The following is a 17,865-nucleotide window of genomic DNA, read 5'->3' as shown; positions in this document are numbered from 1 at the left end:
ACATTTACTCCCGCTGAAGCTTTAAAATTTTATCTTTTATGGTAATTTTATATATCCATATTTTTAGAACTTTCCTTATTAACTCTCCACTTAAATATAAATTCATCAGAATCTTTTTTTAATAAATTTTCAAGTTCTTCTGAATGCCCCACGAAGGATGCTTTGCAATTGTTAGAAATATATTCAATAACTTCATCAATTATTTTCTCACCTTTAAATAAATCAACCTTATACTCATTTTTATCTGAAAAAACACATACTAAGCCATTTGTCTTACCAGCTGGAATAATACCATATACTTTTTTCTTTATAGTTTGCTTATACACCCACATTAACTCTTTAAGAGGGAGTGCGAATGTAATTTGCTGAGTTTCTACAACTATATAGTTTTTAGTTATAGTAATAGGTCCATTTTTATATACATTGTCTGAATTAAGTTCTCCATCAATCTTCTGACAGGCAACTTCAAGATTTCCATTAGAAAAATTCTTAAGACTCTTTAATGCTACAGTATTTTTCCTCATATAAACCATATACATAATTAAAATATAAATTATGAAGCAAGCCGCAATCATGAAAAAGAATGAAGCTGAATTCATTGGACTTTCGTATTGTAAATATTGAAAATATGACGCTAATGGAAGCCCATCTGAAAGAGAGTTATTATCTATAATAGCTTCTTGTATAGTTTCTAGTTCGCTATCTTCAAATTCAATTAATGTTCCTTTTAATATAAAAGGTCCCTTCTCTTGTTCTACAAACTTTTCATATTGCTTATTTGGAACGGCTATTGTTAATACATAAGGATCTAACTTCATAGCTACAAATCTTGATTTTACATCCTCTGATATTTTTACTCCTAATTTACTTGTGCTTTCTGTTATTACAATATTTAAATCATAAAGCTCATCTGATGAAACTTGTATATAGCTATCATTATTAAGAGCTTCATAATACTCCTCCAAATTTTTGACCACCGTAGGATTGTTTGTGTTCTCATAATATGTATATATACCAATGCCTATGGCTAGTAAAGCGGCTACTGCACAAAGTGCTAGTGCCATAATTCTATAAGTCCATCTTTTTTTATAGGCCTTCATAAAGCTCGCCTTTTTCATTTAAAAATCCTCCTCTTTGCACATCTCTTTCGTCAACAGTTTCTATTATATGAATTTTTTACAAGTTTGTCCATATTTTAAATGTAAAATTAAATTTTATATTAATTTAAATTAACTTAGTAATTTTATAGAAATCTTTCATCCCTATTTCTTAAATTTTAACTCTAAAGTAAATTGTGGTAAAATTAAATCAATACTTATAAAAGGGGTGTTTTATATATGAAATATAACGAAGAGACGATAAAATATTATTTAAATAATATCTTAACCACACCAAGCCCTAGTGGATGTACTGAAAAAGTAATAGATTACATAAAAAAAGAGCTAGACATTATTGGAGTGCCTTATAGTCTAACTAACAAAGGTTGTCTTTTAATTACTATTCAAGGAAAAAACAATGAATATGGAAAGGTTTTTTCTGCTCATATAGATACTTTAGGTGCTATGGTAAAGAGTATAAAATCTAATGGCTCTCTATCCTTAAGTCCCCTTGGTGGATACATGATGAATTCCGTGGAGGGAGAAAATTGTATAGTAGAAACATTAGAGGGAAAACAATATACTGGAACAATTCAAAGCATTAAACCTTCTGTTCATATAAGTGATGATGCTCGTGAGCTTAAAAGAATTCCAGAAAACATGGAAATTATATTAGATGAAAAGGTGTTTTCTAAAGAAGATACTAAAAAATTAGGTATAGAAGTGGGAGACTTTATATTTTTCGATACAAGAACTACCTTTACCCCTAATGGTTTTGTTAAAAGTAGACATCTAGATGATAAAGCAAGTGCTGCCATATTATTATATGCAATAAAACACTTGGTTGAAAATAAAATAGAACTTCCATATACAACAAGCTTTTTTATAACAAACTATGAAGAGGTTGGCCATGGTGCCTCTGCTGCTATTCCTGACAACACTAAAGAGTTCATAGCTGTAGATATGGGAGCTCCAGGGTTAGATCAAAATTCCTCTGAATATGCAGTGTGCATTTGTGCAAAGGACTCCTCTGGTCCTTATGACTTAGAGCTTCGCAAAAAACTTATGAGCCTATGCAAGGATAATAATATCCCATACAAAGTGGATATATACCCTCACTACGGTTCAGATGCCTCTGCTGCTCTTAGAGCTGGATGGGATATTAAAACTGGGCTCATCGGCACAGGGGTTTTCGCTTCCCATGGATATGAAAGAACTCATATGGAAGGAATTTTAGCAACTTTAGATTTAATTATTAAGTACTGTGAACTTCAATAGTTTTATTTTAATAAATATAGCAATTGCAATTTTAAGTTAAGAATAAATTTTTTAATTTATTCTTAACTATTTATTCTTGCCCTTTGGATGCATTTCAACCTTATCCTTCTCGAAAATACAATCAAAATATATCATTTTTTTATATTCATCTAGAGGTTTTCCTGATTCATAAGATATGTTAGGTATAAGTTTCTCTAATTCAATTCTATCTATTTTATCTTCTAAATAATTTATAATAGCTTCTACCATCTCACTTCCCTTTTTAACCCCCTCTTTATAAAGTTCTTCAGCACCCTTGTTACTCTTTTCTTCTAAATTACAAGGATGATTCCACTGAATATGTTTTTTATTTAAGTAATCATATTCATGTATAATTTTCTCAGGATTTAGGGTTATTTTAGACTTGTTTTTTTTATTAATAATTATCTCTAATAATGAGAGCAATATATTTTTCCCTAAATTTGTATCCATTAAAAATTTAAAACCACTTTTCATATCCTTGTAACAATACTGTAGTAAGTAATTTTTTATTCTCAAATTATAAATTTCATATAGGGCGGAAGAGTAAGTTTCCTCAAGAACTCTAGGAACTTTTTTTCCTATATCTATTTCATTATGTATGTTTCCTTTACTTTCATTTTTCCCTCTAATATCTTCTAATTCCAACATACCAATTATGTTCTCTAATTCTCTGTGATAAAAATCGTACTTTTTTGTATCTTCCATATCTGGATGGTATATCCCCCCGAAGTAATATATAAAGGGGTGCATAGTGGCATCCAAGGCATAGTGAGTTACAAATCCCAATGTATAAGATAGTAAACACTCAAAATCTTCTTTTGTTTTAGTTTCTTTTATCTTATCTATGAAGTACATTATAAACTCTCTAGTTTTATCTGTATGTATTCTCTGTCCTAGCTTTTCCACTCTCTTATGCTTGCTAGGTATAAATATGCAGTAATACAAAAATATATCCGGCCCTTGAGCCCCATATTGGTATATTTTATTATTTTCTTCAATTATATTTTTATATTTTACATCTTTTATATTATTAGAAATTTCATCGGCTCCTAATACATGTGTCCATGCTCCTGGCATAATATCTCCCCTTCAAAGTTTAACATTTTAATCCTAGGGTTCTCATTTGGGAAATTTATTATTCACCAAAATTCTACCTAATAATGAACACCCTTATCTTAAGCTAATGGTTAGCACAGATAAAAAAATCCCAAAAGCAGAACTAGTCTACTTTTGGGGAAAGGCTTATGGACATCAAGCTTTTTTAGTTTCATTAATTGATTTATCTTTACTTATTTTCATTAAGAATAAGCCAAATATTATTATTGTTGCAATCACTGCAACTATATTGCCTATAGGTATATTACCTATAGAAGAAGTGATACCAAATCCCTCTGGTGCAACTATAATATAAGATATACTTACTACGGTCATGAAAGCTGCTGGAATTGATGCCAGAAAATGAGGTTTCCCAATGTGATTAAGATACACTGCGGAAGCCCATAAAACAACTGTAGCTAATGATTGATTTGACCATGCAAAGTATCTCCAAATTATAGTGAAATTAACTTTACTTAATATAAATCCAATTACAAATAATGGTATGCTTATAATCAATCTATTTTTTATCTTGTCTTGTTTATAATTTATAGAATCTGCTATAGTAAGTCTTGCGCTTCTAAAGGCAGTATCTCCTGAAGTTACAGGGCAAGCTACTACTCCTAGTATTGCCAATGCTCCCCCTACTTTTCCTAGTAAAGAATTACATATTATGCTTACCACCCAAGCTGTATTACTCTTGTTTGCAACCATAGCTTCATTTAGCTTTGCTACTCCGTCTGTTCCTCCTGCCCCCCCAAAGAAACTCATTGCAGCCGCTGCCCATATTAAAGCAACTATGCCTTCTGCAATCATAGAACCATAAAATATTGATCTACCCTGCTTTTCACTAGTTATACATCTAGCCATTAATGGTGACTGAGTTGAATGGAATCCTGATATCGCACCACAAGCTATGGTAACGAAAAGTACAGGAAATAGTGGTGTAGTAGCTCCATTAACATGCATGTTTCTTAAGTTAGCTGGTGTTATTTCTGGTATAGGATATCCTTTTATAATAAGCATTCCTCCAACACCTAGAGCCATTATTAGTAGGCATACACCAAATAGCGGATATATCTTACCTATTAATTTATCTATAGGAAGTAAAGTAGCTAATATATAATATGCAAAGATTACATAAAGCCAAAATGTAATATTTAAATTTTCAGGTGTTAAACCTGCAAGTAATCCTGCTGGTCCAGTTACAAAAACAACACCAACTAGTATTAATAAAACAACTGAGAAAACTCTCATAAACTGTCTAAATCCATTTCCTAAGTATTTCCCAACAATTTCTGGTATACTAGCACCATCATGTCTTACAGATAACATTCCAGAGAAATAATCATGAACTCCTCCAGCGAATATGGATCCAAATACTATCCATAAAAATGCTGCTGGGCCAAACATAGCTCCAAGTATGGCTCCAAAAATAGGCCCAAGCCCTGCTATGTTCAAAAATTGGATTAAAAATATTTTCCATCCTGGTAGTGGTACAAAGTCAACTCCGTCCTCTAATCTTATTGCCGGAGTTTTTATGCTTTCATCTGCCCCAAAGATTTTTTCAACAATTTTTCCATAAATAAGATAACCTAAAACAAGGGCAACGATAGAAATTATAAATGATACCATAAAATCATCCTCCCTAAATTTTATTAAATAAAACTTTTTGATATATTGATTATAGAAAATTATACCAAAACACTCCTTGTTATTATACGAATTCTCTGTGAATAGCTATATTTTTAGGGTGAATAACCTATTTATACCATTAAATGTTATTTATATTAATCCAATTTTATGTAATAATGTTAATTGAATCAAATTTAAGAGGTGTATCATATGTTATATATTCAACTATTACAAAATATGTCTTTAATTGCTCTGTCTTCTTATATATTTAACCAAATTGCTTTAAGTAAAAAGCTTTTAATAAAAGATTCTAAATGGAATAAAATTATAATTATTATTTTTTTTAGTATATTATCAATTTTAGGCACTTACACAGGTATAGATGTTAATCCAAAAATAAATCCCCCAAGTCTAAACTTTGCTTCAAAGTATCCATATGCATTAGCAAATACCAGACCTATAGGTGCCATTACTGCTGGATATATAGGTGGTCCTTTAGTTGGAGTAATTGTAGGAAGTATTGCGGGACTTCAAAGATATTATATTGGTGGCTTTACTGCTCTTGCCTGTGGTGTGTCTACTATAGTAGAAGGTTTGTGTGGTGGCATAGCCCATAAATTATCTAAGAAAAAAGACCTAGATCCTAAACTAGGTTTTATTGTTGGAGTTATAGCTGAAATTTTACAAATGATTATAATTTTAATTTTATCTAGACCCTTTAAAGAAGCCTTAGAATTAGAAAAAATAATTGCCTTACCAATGATTTTAATCAATTCTATTGGTGTAGTAATCTTTATTAATATAACCAACAATGCTTTAGAACAATACAATAGGATAAGCGCCTATCAATCAGAAAAGGCCCTTCTTATTGCTGAAAAGACCTTAAATTATTTAAAAAAGGGTTTTAATAAGGAGACTTCAGAAAAAGTTTGTAAAATAATTTATGATAGTAGTAATTACAACGGGGTTTTTATTGCAAATTCCTATGAGATATTAAGTTATCATGGAGGAGATTTAAATTTGGACATGCTAAATTCTTTACTAAAAGACTATTATAAAGCTCCTGATTATAAACCTCTTCCTTTAAAAGAAGAGGGCATTGAAAAAACTCTATTCTTCATACCAATTTTTCATCAGGAAAAGCTAGAAGTTACAATAGGCCTATATTTAAAATCTGAAAAATATATTGATGAATACTTTATGCAATTCACAAAACAACTAGGACGATTATTATCCACACAATTAAATATTTACAAATTGAATAAAGCTGTTGAAGAGGCCTATCGAGCTGAATATAAAGCCCTAAGAGCTCAAATTCATCCTCACTTTTTATTTAATGCGCTAAACACCATATCTTCTTTTTGTAGAACTAACCCTAGTAAAGCTAGAGAATTAATACTTGATCTATCAAATTACTTTAGAAGTACTTTAAAGAGGGATGAGGAGTTTTTAACATTAAAAGAAGAAGTTGAATTTTTAAATTCCTACCTCTCTATAGAAAATGCACGTTTTGGAGATAGGCTAAAGGTGAATATAGATATACCTTCTAATTTTTCAGATTATAAAATACCCGCTTTCATACTCCAACCTCTCATAGAAAATTCTATTAAACATGGAATTTTGCCCAAACCCTCTGGTGGTAATATAGATGTTAAAGTAATATGTAGAGATGAAAAGCTGTGCTTTTTAATAAAAGATGATGGAGTAGGCATTGAAGAAAATGTCTTAAAAAATATTTTTAATAATTCTAGAATAGGATTATATAATGTAAATGAAAGACTTAAACTCTTATATGGAGAAAATTATCATATTAATGTAAAGAGTGCTGTAGGGGAAGGAACAGAGGTAAGCTTTGTAGTTCCCAAGGAGGTGAGATTGAATTGACCATGAATTGTATAATAGTTGAGGATGAAATACCTGCAGCTGACGAGCTGACGCATATATTAAGAGATTTTGATTTTATTCATGTAATAGAAGTGGCTCATGATGGTGAAAAAGGACTTGAATTAATAAAATCTAAAAATCCTGATGTGGTATTTTTAGATATAAATATACCACTTAAAAATGGTATGGACTTAGCAAAAGAAATCAAAAATTTTAATAACAATATAGAAATAGTATTCGTTACTGCCTATGAAAAATATGCTTTAAATGCTTTTGAGGTAGCCGCATTGGATTATATTTTAAAACCTTACGATGACAAAAGAATACTATCCTCAGTAAATAGGTTACATAAATCCTTTATTAATAAAAGTATAAATGAACAAATACCTGCTGTGGTAGATGAGGTTATAAAAAGAATTGACATAAAAACCCCTCAAACAAATGAAAAAATCCCTTGCGAAAAATGTGGTAAAATAGTTTTATTGAATATTGATGATATTTATTTTTGTTACGCTGAAAATGAAAAAGTATATATTAAAGCAAAAAATACTATCTATTTAACTAGCTATACTATGAATAAATTACAGAGAAAAACAAACCTTTTCAGAGCTCACAGAAGTTATCTGGTTAATTTAAATAATGTAAAGGAATTATATTCTTGGTTTAATGGCACTTATAAATTAGTCATGGAGGACAATGAAAATTCCGTAATCCCTATAAGTAGGAAAAATGTAAAATCTCTCAAAGAAATACTAGACATATAAAAACCCCGATTTCTCGGGGTTTTATATTATCTCTTTACATAACTTGTGTGAAGTAATTCATGGGCTTTCTCGCCATAAGGCTTTCCAAGGTAGTCATCGTATAATTGTTGTATAAATGGATTATCATGGGATTTTCTTAAAACTTTATCTGCATCTTCTTTGTATAAAGCTTCCATTCTTTTTTCAATTATATTATTATCTTCGTGTAGATAAGGCTGACCACCGCCGTCTATACATCCTCCTGGACATGCCATAATTTCTATCATATGATAAGAAACTTTTTTATCCCTTATATCTTCTAATAATTTACGTGCATTTCCAAGACCACTTGCTACAGCAACCTTTACATCCATATCATTTATTTTTACACTTGCTTCTTTTATTCCCTTTAGTCCACGCACTTGAGTAAAGTTAACGTCTTTTAATTCTTCTTTTGTTATCCACTCATAGGCAGTACGTAATGCAGCTTCCGAAACTCCACCAGTTACACCAAATATAGTTCCAGCACCTGTTGATTCTCCTAATGGATTATCAAATCCCTCATCATCTAAAGTTGTAAAATGAATTCCTGCTTCTTTTATCATTTTAGCTAATTCTCTCGTACTTATTACTATATCAACATCTGGAACTCCATCATTACTCATTTCAGGTCTTGCTGCTTCATATTTTTTAGCAAGGCAAGGCATTACTGAAACAACAACAAGGTTTTTAGGATCTACTCCCATCTTTTCGGCTAAATAAGTTTTAGCTATGGCACCAAACATCTGTTGCGGTGATTTACAGGTTGATGGTATATCTAAAAGGTCATTAAATTGATGTTCAAAGAACTTAACCCATCCTGGACAACAGCTTGTAAGTATAGGTAATTTTCCACCATGTTCAAGTCTGTGTAATAACTCACTTGCTTCTTCAATTATGGTTAAGTCTGCTGCAAAATCTGTATCAAAAACCCTTTGAAATCCTAAGGCACGAAGAGCTGCAACCATTTTACCTGTAACAACAGTTCCAGGTTCTAATCCAAATTCTTCTCCAAGGGCTGCTCTTATAGCAGGAGCCGTCTGAACAATAACTATTTTGTCATCATCATTTAAAGCATCCCAAACTTTAGAAACATTATTAACTTCAGTCAACGCTCCAGTTGGACATACTGCCACACATTGTCCACAGAAAGTACAGTTAGTTTCTAGCATTGGGTCAGCGAAAGCAGGAGCTATTACTGTTTCAAATCCTCTTCCTACAGCGGATAATACTCCAACGGTTTGAACCTCGTTACACATAGTTACACATCTTCTACAAAGAATACATTTATCCAAGTCTCTAACAATAGAATAGGATGAACTATCTTTAGGGAACTTTGACATTTCCCCATTATATTTTATAGCCTTTATACCTAAGTCAGCAGCAAGGCTTTGAAGATCACACTCTGTATTTTTTTCACATAGTAAACACTCTTGTGGATGATCTGATAATAACAGCTCCACCATCATTCTACGAGCCTTAATTGCCTTTATAGAGTTTGTCTTAACCTCCATATGATCCATTACAGGAGTACAACATGCTGGAGCAAGATTCTTTCTTCCTTCAACTTCTACAACACAAACTCTACATGAACCTGGCTTGTTTTCAGTTTTTCTATCATGAAGTTTTAAATGACAAAGAGTAGGTATATTTATATTTAATTCTTTAGCAGCATCTAATATAGTTGAACCTTCCTCTACTTGGATTGTTTTATTATTTATTGTAAGATTTACTAAACTCAAAGTGTACACCTCTTTCTAAATATATTATTTTTTAATTATGGCTCCTACAGGACAAGCAGTGTAACAGCTTCCACATTTTATACATTTATCTTGTAGGATAAAATGTTTTTCTTTTACCTTTCCAGTAATGCAGGAAACAGGACATACTCTAGCACACTTTGTACAACCTATACATTTGTCTAAAATCTCATATCTTAATAATCCATTACATACACCTGCTGGGCAGCGTTTTTCTTTAACATGAGCAATATATTCATCCCTGAAATATTTCATGGTGCTCAAAATAGGGTTTGGTGCAGTTTGTCCAAGACCACATAGAGAAGTTTCTTTTATTAATTCAGCTAATTCCTCAAGCTTAACTAAGTCCTCTTCTGTACCATTACCTTCTGTTATTCTTGTTAAAATTTCTAGTAAACGCTTGTTACCAATTCTACATGGAGTACATTTACCACAGGACTCATCTACAGTAAATTCAAGGTAGAATTTTGCTATGTCAACCATACAGTTATCTTCATCCATAACAATCATACCACCAGAACCCATCATTGATCCTATAGCATTTAATGATTCATAATCTATCTTTGTATCTAAATATTCAGTTGGAATACAACCTCCTGATGGTCCACCAGTTTGAACAGCCTTGAACTTACGGCCATTCTTTATTCCCCCACCGATATCATAAATTATTTCTCTTAAATTCGTCCCCATAGGAACTTCCACAAGACCAACATTGTTAACTTTTCCCGCAAGAGCAAATACCTTTGTTCCTCTTGAAGTTTCTGTTCCTATAGATTTAAACCAATCGGCACCTTTATTTATAATGGCAGGAACCATAGCTAAAGTTTCAACGTTATTTACGGAAGTTGGCTTATTCCATAATCCACTTTCTGCTGGAAATGGCGGTTTATTTGTAGGCTCTCCACGCTCACCTTCTATTGAGTGGATTAGAGCAGTTTCCTCACCACATACAAAAGCTCCAGCACCGTATTTAATGTGGATATCAAAATTAAAGCCTGTCCCTAATATATCTTCACCAAGCAATCCATATTCATGCGCTTCTTCTATAGCCTTATAAAGTCTATCTATGGCTAAAGGATATTCAGCTCTAATATAAATATTTCCTTCATCCGCTCCGATTGCATATCCTGCAATTGCCATAGCTTCTAAAACACTATGTGGATCTCCTTCAAGTATGGAACGATCCATGAAAGCACCTGGATCTCCTTCATCTGCATTACAAATTATATATTTTTTATCACTTTCATATTGTTTAGCAAATGCCCATTTTTTTCCTGTAGGGAATCCACCGCCTCCTCTACCTCTGAGGCCTGATTCACTAATTAAGTTAATAACTTCCTCTGGAGTTAATCCAGCTAGGCATTTTCCTAAAGCCATATATGCATCTTCAGCTATAGCTTCTTTAAGATCCTCTGGGTTTATTAAACCGCAGTTTCTCAATGCTATTCTTTCTTGCTTTTTATAAAAGCCCATTTCATCTTGTCTTTTAACTCTCATTTGAAGAGTTGGTTCTATATATAAAAGTCTTTCGACTATCTTTCCCTCTAATAAATGACTTTCCACTATTTCATCTACGTCGTCTGTCTTTACCCTTACATAGAAGGCATTGTCAGGACAAACATTGATAATTGGACCTTGTTCACAAAAACCAAAACACCCAGTAATTAGTACTTCTACTTCATCTTTTAATCCAACTTCCTCTACTTTTGCCTTTAATTTATTTACGATTTCATAACTTTCAGCAGATTTACATCCGGTACCACCGCAAACTAACAATTGACGTTTACATCTTTTATTTTCTGCTGCTAATTCTGCTTCATGAGATACTTCTCTTAATGTAACAAGTTTTTTTAATTCTTTATTCAGAGCCTTAAGTTCTTCAAAGGATTTAATCTTAACCAATGGTTACTCCCCCTTATTCCTTATAATCTTCTAATAATTTTCCTACTTGATCTTTGGTTACATGTCCATATACTTTATCATTTATTGTTACTACAGGAGCAAGTCCACATGCACCTACACATCTTAAAGCATCTAAAGTAAACATTCCATCTTTTGTAGTTTCTCCAGTTTTTAAATTGAGCTTATTTTCAAATTCATGTAAAACATCTCCTGCTCCCCTAACGAAACAAGCTGTCCCCATACATACACTAACTACATACTTACCCTTTGGTTCTGTATTGAAATAGGAATAAAATGTAACAACCCCATAAACCTTAGAAACAGGTACATCTAACTTTTCAGCGATAAAATTTTGAACTTCTCTTGGAAGATATCCAAAAATCTTTTGAGCTCTGTGTAATACAGTTATTAAAGCATCTTCCTTATTCTTTAAACCATCGATAAAACTATTTAACTCATTTATTTTTGCGTTCCAAACTTCATTCTTGCAGCACACTAAAAAAGACCTCCTTCAATATTGTTATAAAATTAACTAATTATAGTACAACAGAGAACCTAAAACCATTATAACAGAAATCACACCCTAAAATAAATATATATTTTAAAAACTTTTTAAATTTTAAAAATATATTGTATAATAAGATTTTTTCTTATATTATATCTTATAATTGCTTATTATAGTAATATAATATAATTGGTCCTATTACTATAATTTATGAATTTACACAAAGGAGATGATTCTTTTGAATCCAATAGCATTCACTATATTTGGACTGCCCATTATGTGGTATGGTATTTTAATTTCACTTGGTATGCTATTAGCATTATTGCTAAGTAGCTATACATGTAAGATGAAAAATTTAAACTTTGATATTTTATTTGATACTTTTCTTATATCCTTCCCTATGGCAATTATAGGGGCAAGGTTATACTATGTCATATTTAGTTTTGAAGATTATGCAGATAATCTTTGGAGTATTTTTAACACTCGAGGGGGAGGATTAGCTATACATGGGGGGTTAATCTTCGGACTCACTACTGCATTCTTTTATCTAAGAAAAAAGAAACAGAACTTTCTTGAATATGCAGACGTATCTGTTCCTGGAATTATATTAGCCCAGGCCATTGGAAGATGGGGAAATTTTTTTAATAAAGAAGCTCACGGGGGAGAAGTTACATTAGAATTTATAAGTAAATTTCCTGAGTTCATTCAAAGAGGTATGTATATAAAGGGAACTTACTATCACCCTACCTTCTTATATGAATCAATTTGGAATGTATTAGTCTGTGTTACTCTAATAATTTTATTGAAAAGAAGTAAACAACCAGGCACAGTTCTGTTTGCATATATAGGACTTTATTCTCTAGGCAGATTCTTTATAGAGGGGTTAAGGACAGATAGTCTAATGTTTGGTCCTATAAGAATGGCTCAATTTGTAAGCTTACTTGGGATTTTAGCAAGTATAGTATTCTTAGTTTATATTTATAAAAGGAAAAAATCTTTGTAAAAACTTATAATTTAGTTAGATGTTTAGTTTTTTTAATTTTTAGATATTGTAAAGCACAAGGGAGCTGAGTATATAATGAGAGGAACGCTTTTTTGAAGTGACGTCATTATGTACTTAGTTCCCCTTTTGGATACTCAATTACTTTTGTAGAAATTTATAGATATGAAAACAATTTAGAGGTGCAACAAATCCAAAATGCTATATAATGCTTCTTATGCTGATTCGCTACAATAAGAACTTCTAAAATTTATTTTATAAAAATCCCTAATGCTGACAAACTCCCTTCGGTCAAACATGTGCAGCATCTTAACGGTACCTTTCTAAAATAAATTAAGAATTTCTAGATTTTGCTCAAATGCATAGTGCGTATTACATAGCATTTTTAAGTTTTGCATAATGAAAATGAAATTGTAAAAATAAATGTTTTTAAAAAAACTTACTACATCTCATGTTAAGATTCAACTTTATACTTTTAACCGAATGATCTTTCGTATACCATATTATTTTCTTTATCTAGAATATAAATATGTTGTAAATCTAATTTACATGAAGAAATTGGTATAATCAGACCTTTATTTTTATCTATATTTACAGTTTCTTGAGTTTTATCGCTAAGTATTATTTTAGCTGAATGAGCTTCATTCAAAATTTGCTTATCATTGATAATTAACCATACAAAATCAAATCCTCCAATATTATAATCCCATCCTCCTGATATTCCTATAGAGACAGGAACACGATTAGAATTATTTCTACCAGTAGAATTTGATTCTAATCTTACGTTTCCATACTGATCAGAGGTTAAAGCGTGAATTCCTATAATATCATTCAGTTCATATAAAATAATAGTATAGTTATTTATAGTTTTTATGGTTATAGGAGTAAGTTTTTTTTCTTTTATATAATTATCAATTTGACTAGAAGTAAGAGGTTTTACGTATTTATCAGATATTTGTTCAGATTTTACGGTATCATAATTAAAAATTATTAAAGCAAATAAACAAAATACTAATAGAATTTTAATATTTTTTATTTCTATTTTCATAATTCAAGCTCCCTTATATGTTAGTATGTACTAACACTCAGGAATATTATTCTATACCAATAAAAAGATTACAATAAAAATATTTAATAGATTATTAGGATACATCGAAAAACATGATAAATCCTACGTCAACGGATGAAGATAGAATATCTCTTAATTAATCCAACTTTAAAATATGTTCCTAAAGTAGCATATTGTTCTCTCTTTTTCAAAGCAACGCTACTATACATCCCAATTCCTATTTTGAGATACTCTAATTATTTTTACAGAATCTATCATCTATTAAATATATTTGTAAAACACAAAAGAGCTAAGTATGTAGTGAAATAGCGACTTTTTGGGGAGCGGCTTCACTATATGCTTAGCTCCTCTTTTGGATACTCAATTACTTTTGTAGAAATTTATAAATGTGAAACCAATTTATGCGTACAACAAATAAAAAATACACTAGATACTTGATTTTTTACTATTAAACCTAAAAATTATTTTTTCATCTCCATCTGGGGTATTACCTATAAATTCTTCAAATTTTCCATTAGTATATTCTGAAATAAAGCTACGCCAGAATAATTGTGTTGACATATTTCTATTTGTAGAATTTGTATGTAACTCCCAACTTCCATTTAACATATCTATAATTTTCTTTACAGAAATTGAAGCGATACCTTTTCTTCTGGCAGGTTGTACTATAAACAAAGCATTAATAAAATAATCGCTTTTTTCAAATGCATTAAGAGGAACTTTTGAAACAAGTACATAACCTACAGGCCTATCAAAAGCAAAAATAATAAAAGGAAATAATTCATCTGGTTTTTCAAGCCAAGATTCTCTTCTGTTACATAATTCCTGTAGTGTCCTATCACTATCATATGAGAAAACACCATATTTATTTGGTAGTTCATTGTATACTTCAGCAATATAATGCCTAAATAATGGAATAAAATTTTTAATAATAAAAAAATCATTTCTGTCTGATATTTTAACTCTAACATTCATCTTTTAATTCCTTTCTTTATGCACTTTGTTGTATATTATCATACAATTAAGACGCAATTAATTACAATTATATACCAATATATCTACTAATTACATATAACTTCTCAATAATGTGTTTTCTCTCAGCAACTGCATTTATCCATGTTTTACTTCCTCATGATTTTTTTTGTATGGCGACGTAAAAACACCGTAAATTCAGACTTGAATAATACGATGTTTTAGTAAATTATTCGTTTTTTTGGTTATGACGTTAAATAAGAATAATGGGTATTAAATTAGCAGAGGTTATGCTCATAAACTTTAGCTAATGCTTGTCTTTTGTAAGCTCTTATGCTAAATCCAACAGCTAAGTAAAGAGTTGAAGTAATAAGCCCATTGATTGGTGAAATAAGAATTTCTTTTCCTGCTGCTATGTTAATATAACCTGAAATAACTAAAGGATTTATCAGCGAATCTTCTACCATATGCAGTATAACACAAGGCCAAATGGACTTTGTAACCCTATAAATTTCAATAAACATCACCGACCAACATAGCATTGTTATTATAGCAACAACAGCAAATACAACTCGACTGCCTGGTAGCACAGCTTGTATAACTGTCTCCGATAAAAAGACCAAGTAATACGGTAGATGCCATATCCCCCAAACACAGCCAACGATGAAATATATAATCCAATCGTTAAGATTTAATTTGACGAGTTGTGAGGTTAGAAAACCACGCCAAACTGTCTCCTCAAAGATATTTTTAATAAAATTAATTAACAACGTACTGCAAAACACCCAAACAAAAGATTTGAGATTAAGTGCTGACAAGTCAATCCATTTTGTCATAGATCCGATTATTAAAATGATTGCTGTTACAATAGGAAAAATTAAAACAGAAGTCATGTACCATTTTATATTTCCTTTGAAATTAGGCATGAAACCAATATCTTTCCAACTTACCTTTGAAAATAAAATGATTGCAATTGCAGTCACCATAGGTAATACCAACCATATCCCCATACCAAGAGAATCACCCTGGGGTTGCTCGGCAAGTATAGAGTCTACAAGAACGCCTATCCACCCGCTAACGATAACAACAACAATAAATAAAACAATATTGCGGATAGTTATTTTATTCATAAAAACCTCCTTTTGTATTTTAAATTTTAATGGTTACATCGTAAAAATTTCATCTCAAATAACAGCCATTATTTATATCAAAAATTGCCCCAGTATAATTATTTGATAACTCTGATAATAAAAAAGTAGTTGTATTTGCAACATCATCAGACTTCAATGACCTTTTTATAAGTTCCTTTTCCCTATATTCATCAATTCTCCATTTTGGAACATTACTGATTAAATCTGTATCTACCAATGTTGGTGCTACTGCATTTACCCTAACAAACGGCGAAAAATTCATTGCACAACTTTTGGTTAGACCAATTAATGCAGATTTGGATAATCCATAAATAGCATCAGAACTACCTTCTAATCCAGCTACAGATGATATATTTACAATTACTCCATTTTCCTTTTGATCTAATTTAAATTCACCGAAAAATTTCGAGAAAAATACTGCACCTTTAATGTTTATATTTATAACTTTATCTATCATATCGAGAGTATATTCGGCTATGTCCTTTCCTAAGTAGATTCCTGCATTGTTCACTAAGCAATTAATATCAGGTTGTTCAGAAAACAATTTTTTTAATAAAGTCTCTACTTGTGAATAGTCAGATACATCAACTATACATGTTTGTAGCTTATCTGAATGCACACCAGTTTCCAAAGCTTTTAATAGGTGGCCATTAATATCGCAGGCTATTACTTTAGCTCCGCACTCAAGACATTTCACAGTTATTGATTTACCGATACCTGATCCAGCTCCCGTAACAATAATAGTTTTGTTTGATAATTTTATCATTTTATCATCCCCCACTTATTTATATCAGAAATAACTAAACTTATATCTCATATGGAAAAGCAATAAATACTTGCTTTTCTTCATGAATATATTAAGAATGATATGGTAACTTAAATACTTCTTTTTTAATTTTTAAAACTAAATTTAGCAATACCATGGAAGATACTTCTATTGAAATAAGAGTCATAAATAATCTATAATGTTCAGCTTTGTATTTTATAAAAAGAGAAGTTAAACAATTAATAATAAAACCAATAATTAAAGATATTACTACATTCTTTTTCCCAATTACATTTATATATTTCTCATTAGATATTATATATAAGAACTCTATTAAAAAGATTAGTGAAAACGTTATTTCTAAAATACTAGTTATCCCCATCACAATTAATTCGTTAGGTACAGGAGCTCTATCTAAGTACCAATCCCAATATTCCCTGGTTAGCTGCTTAAAAAAATTATTTGGGATAATTATAATGTCGTTATAATAAATTAATATAATCATAAAGAAAACATTAAATAATATTATAGAAATTAAAGAAATCATTATCATTTTATCTTTTTTCATTTCTACCCTCCAAATTCTTATATAATTTTACTAATTGGATTTATTTAATTTATCTTACAAGAAAATTATACCATATTTTCTATATTGTTATAGCAAATTTCCATTTTATAATCCCTTATTATTCAGTTTTCAAAGGGCATTTTCATATCTTTAATTCCACTAGTTGCTTCACTTTACAATTAAATTGCGTCATCATATAAAACATTAGTATCTTTAATAGATGTTATTACATTGACTTTAGGAATAATATAGTCAATGGATTTTCACCGCCAAGTTTTTGCCCATGCTGGGCGCACAAGAAAGCCATAATGACATTAAAAGTCATTATGGCTTTCGCTACTACCCTTTTTATTTGTTATCTATAACCTGCTGTGCCATTT

Annotated in this window: 15 protein-coding genes; 4 read left to right on the top strand and 11 right to left on the bottom strand. The window is 30.7% G+C overall.

The window, feature by feature from the left end:
• Positions 1-47: 47 nt before the first annotated feature.
• Positions 48-1,118, bottom strand: coding sequence for a DUF6709 family protein (locus tag RYO54_RS13135; protein WP_315119542.1), 1,071 nt, complete (start codon positions 1,116-1,118; stop codon positions 48-50).
• 219 nt (positions 1,119-1,337) lie between these two features.
• Between RYO54_RS13135 and RYO54_RS13130 the strand changes: the two genes are divergently transcribed.
• On the top strand, positions 1,338-2,375 hold the full coding sequence (locus tag RYO54_RS13130) for a M42 family metallopeptidase (RefSeq protein WP_315119537.1): 1,038 nt from the start codon (positions 1,338-1,340) through the stop codon (positions 2,373-2,375).
• 66 nt (positions 2,376-2,441) lie between these two features.
• Here the strand turns inward: RYO54_RS13130 and RYO54_RS13125 are convergent, their stop codons facing one another.
• Together RYO54_RS13125 and RYO54_RS13120 are read right to left on the bottom strand one after the other, a co-directional pair.
• Positions 2,442-3,473 carry a zinc dependent phospholipase C family protein gene (locus RYO54_RS13125; RefSeq protein WP_315119534.1) on the bottom strand — a complete coding sequence of 344 codons (1,032 nt, stop codon included), beginning with the start codon at positions 3,471-3,473 and terminating at the stop codon, positions 2,442-2,444.
• Positions 3,474-3,647: 174 nt separating this feature from the next.
• A complete protein-coding gene (locus RYO54_RS13120; RefSeq protein WP_315119531.1) occupies positions 3,648-5,126 on the bottom strand; it encodes a carbon starvation protein A in 1,479 nt (492 codons plus the stop codon).
• 210 nt (positions 5,127-5,336) lie between these two features.
• On the opposite strand from RYO54_RS13120, the gene RYO54_RS13115 reads away from it, so the two are divergent.
• Positions 5,337-7,010: a LytS/YhcK type 5TM receptor domain-containing protein gene (locus RYO54_RS13115; protein WP_315119528.1), complete on the top strand. Its 1,674-nt coding sequence runs from the start codon at positions 5,337-5,339 to the stop codon at positions 7,008-7,010.
• Positions 7,011-7,012: 2 nt separating this feature from the next.
• Entirely contained in the window at positions 7,013-7,774 is a 762-nt protein-coding gene (locus RYO54_RS13110) for a LytTR family DNA-binding domain-containing protein (RefSeq protein WP_315119688.1), read from the top strand.
• A gap of 26 nt (positions 7,775-7,800) precedes the next feature.
• Here RYO54_RS13110 and RYO54_RS13105 read toward each other — a convergent pair whose 3' ends face one another.
• From RYO54_RS13105 to nuoE, 3 genes are read right to left on the bottom strand one after another with little or no spacing between them, the layout of a single operon-like run.
• Entirely contained in the window at positions 7,801-9,534 is a 1,734-nt protein-coding gene (locus RYO54_RS13105; protein ID WP_315119525.1) for an NADH-dependent [FeFe] hydrogenase, group A6, read from the bottom strand.
• 24 nt (positions 9,535-9,558) lie between these two features.
• A complete protein-coding gene (gene nuoF, locus RYO54_RS13100) occupies positions 9,559-11,454 on the bottom strand; it encodes an NADH-quinone oxidoreductase subunit NuoF (RefSeq protein ID WP_315119522.1) in 1,896 nt (631 codons plus the stop codon).
• Positions 11,455-11,467: 13 nt separating this feature from the next.
• Positions 11,468-11,950, bottom strand: a complete 483-nt coding sequence (gene nuoE, locus RYO54_RS13095; RefSeq protein WP_315119519.1) for an NADH-quinone oxidoreductase subunit NuoE — start codon at positions 11,948-11,950, stop codon at positions 11,468-11,470.
• A 247-nt stretch (positions 11,951-12,197) separates the two neighbouring features.
• On the opposite strand from nuoE, the gene lgt reads away from it, so the two are divergent.
• Positions 12,198-12,962 carry a prolipoprotein diacylglyceryl transferase gene (lgt, locus tag RYO54_RS13090; RefSeq protein ID WP_315119516.1) on the top strand — a complete coding sequence of 255 codons (765 nt, stop codon included), beginning with the start codon at positions 12,198-12,200 and terminating at the stop codon, positions 12,960-12,962.
• A gap of 472 nt (positions 12,963-13,434) precedes the next feature.
• On the opposite strand, the gene RYO54_RS13085 is transcribed toward lgt, so the two are convergent.
• From RYO54_RS13085 to RYO54_RS13065, 5 genes are all read right to left on the bottom strand, one after another.
• Positions 13,435-14,007 (bottom strand): hypothetical protein, encoded by a 573-nt coding sequence (locus RYO54_RS13085; protein WP_315119513.1) that lies wholly within the window; start codon positions 14,005-14,007, stop codon positions 13,435-13,437.
• A gap of 447 nt (positions 14,008-14,454) precedes the next feature.
• Positions 14,455-15,003 carry a GNAT family N-acetyltransferase gene (locus RYO54_RS13080; RefSeq protein ID WP_315119510.1) on the bottom strand — a complete coding sequence of 183 codons (549 nt, stop codon included), beginning with the start codon at positions 15,001-15,003 and terminating at the stop codon, positions 14,455-14,457.
• Positions 15,004-15,278: 275 nt separating this feature from the next.
• Complete coding sequence (locus RYO54_RS13075; RefSeq protein WP_315119508.1) at positions 15,279-16,010, bottom strand: CPBP family intramembrane glutamic endopeptidase; 732 nt, start codon at positions 16,008-16,010, stop codon at positions 15,279-15,281.
• A gap of 169 nt (positions 16,011-16,179) precedes the next feature.
• Entirely contained in the window at positions 16,180-16,917 is a 738-nt protein-coding gene (locus tag RYO54_RS13070; protein ID WP_315119505.1) for an SDR family oxidoreductase, read from the bottom strand.
• Positions 16,918-17,008: 91 nt separating this feature from the next.
• Complete coding sequence (locus tag RYO54_RS13065; protein ID WP_315119502.1) at positions 17,009-17,485, bottom strand: hypothetical protein; 477 nt, start codon at positions 17,483-17,485, stop codon at positions 17,009-17,011.
• Between the last annotated feature and the right edge of the window lie 380 nt (positions 17,486-17,865).

It is taken from the genome of uncultured Clostridium sp. (genome assembly GCF_963515715.1).
Taxonomy (GTDB): Bacteria; Bacillota; Clostridia; order Clostridiales; family Clostridiaceae; genus Clostridium_AW.
Note: the sequence above shows the minus strand (reverse complement) of the source record. Positions and strands in the feature narration are given on the sequence as shown.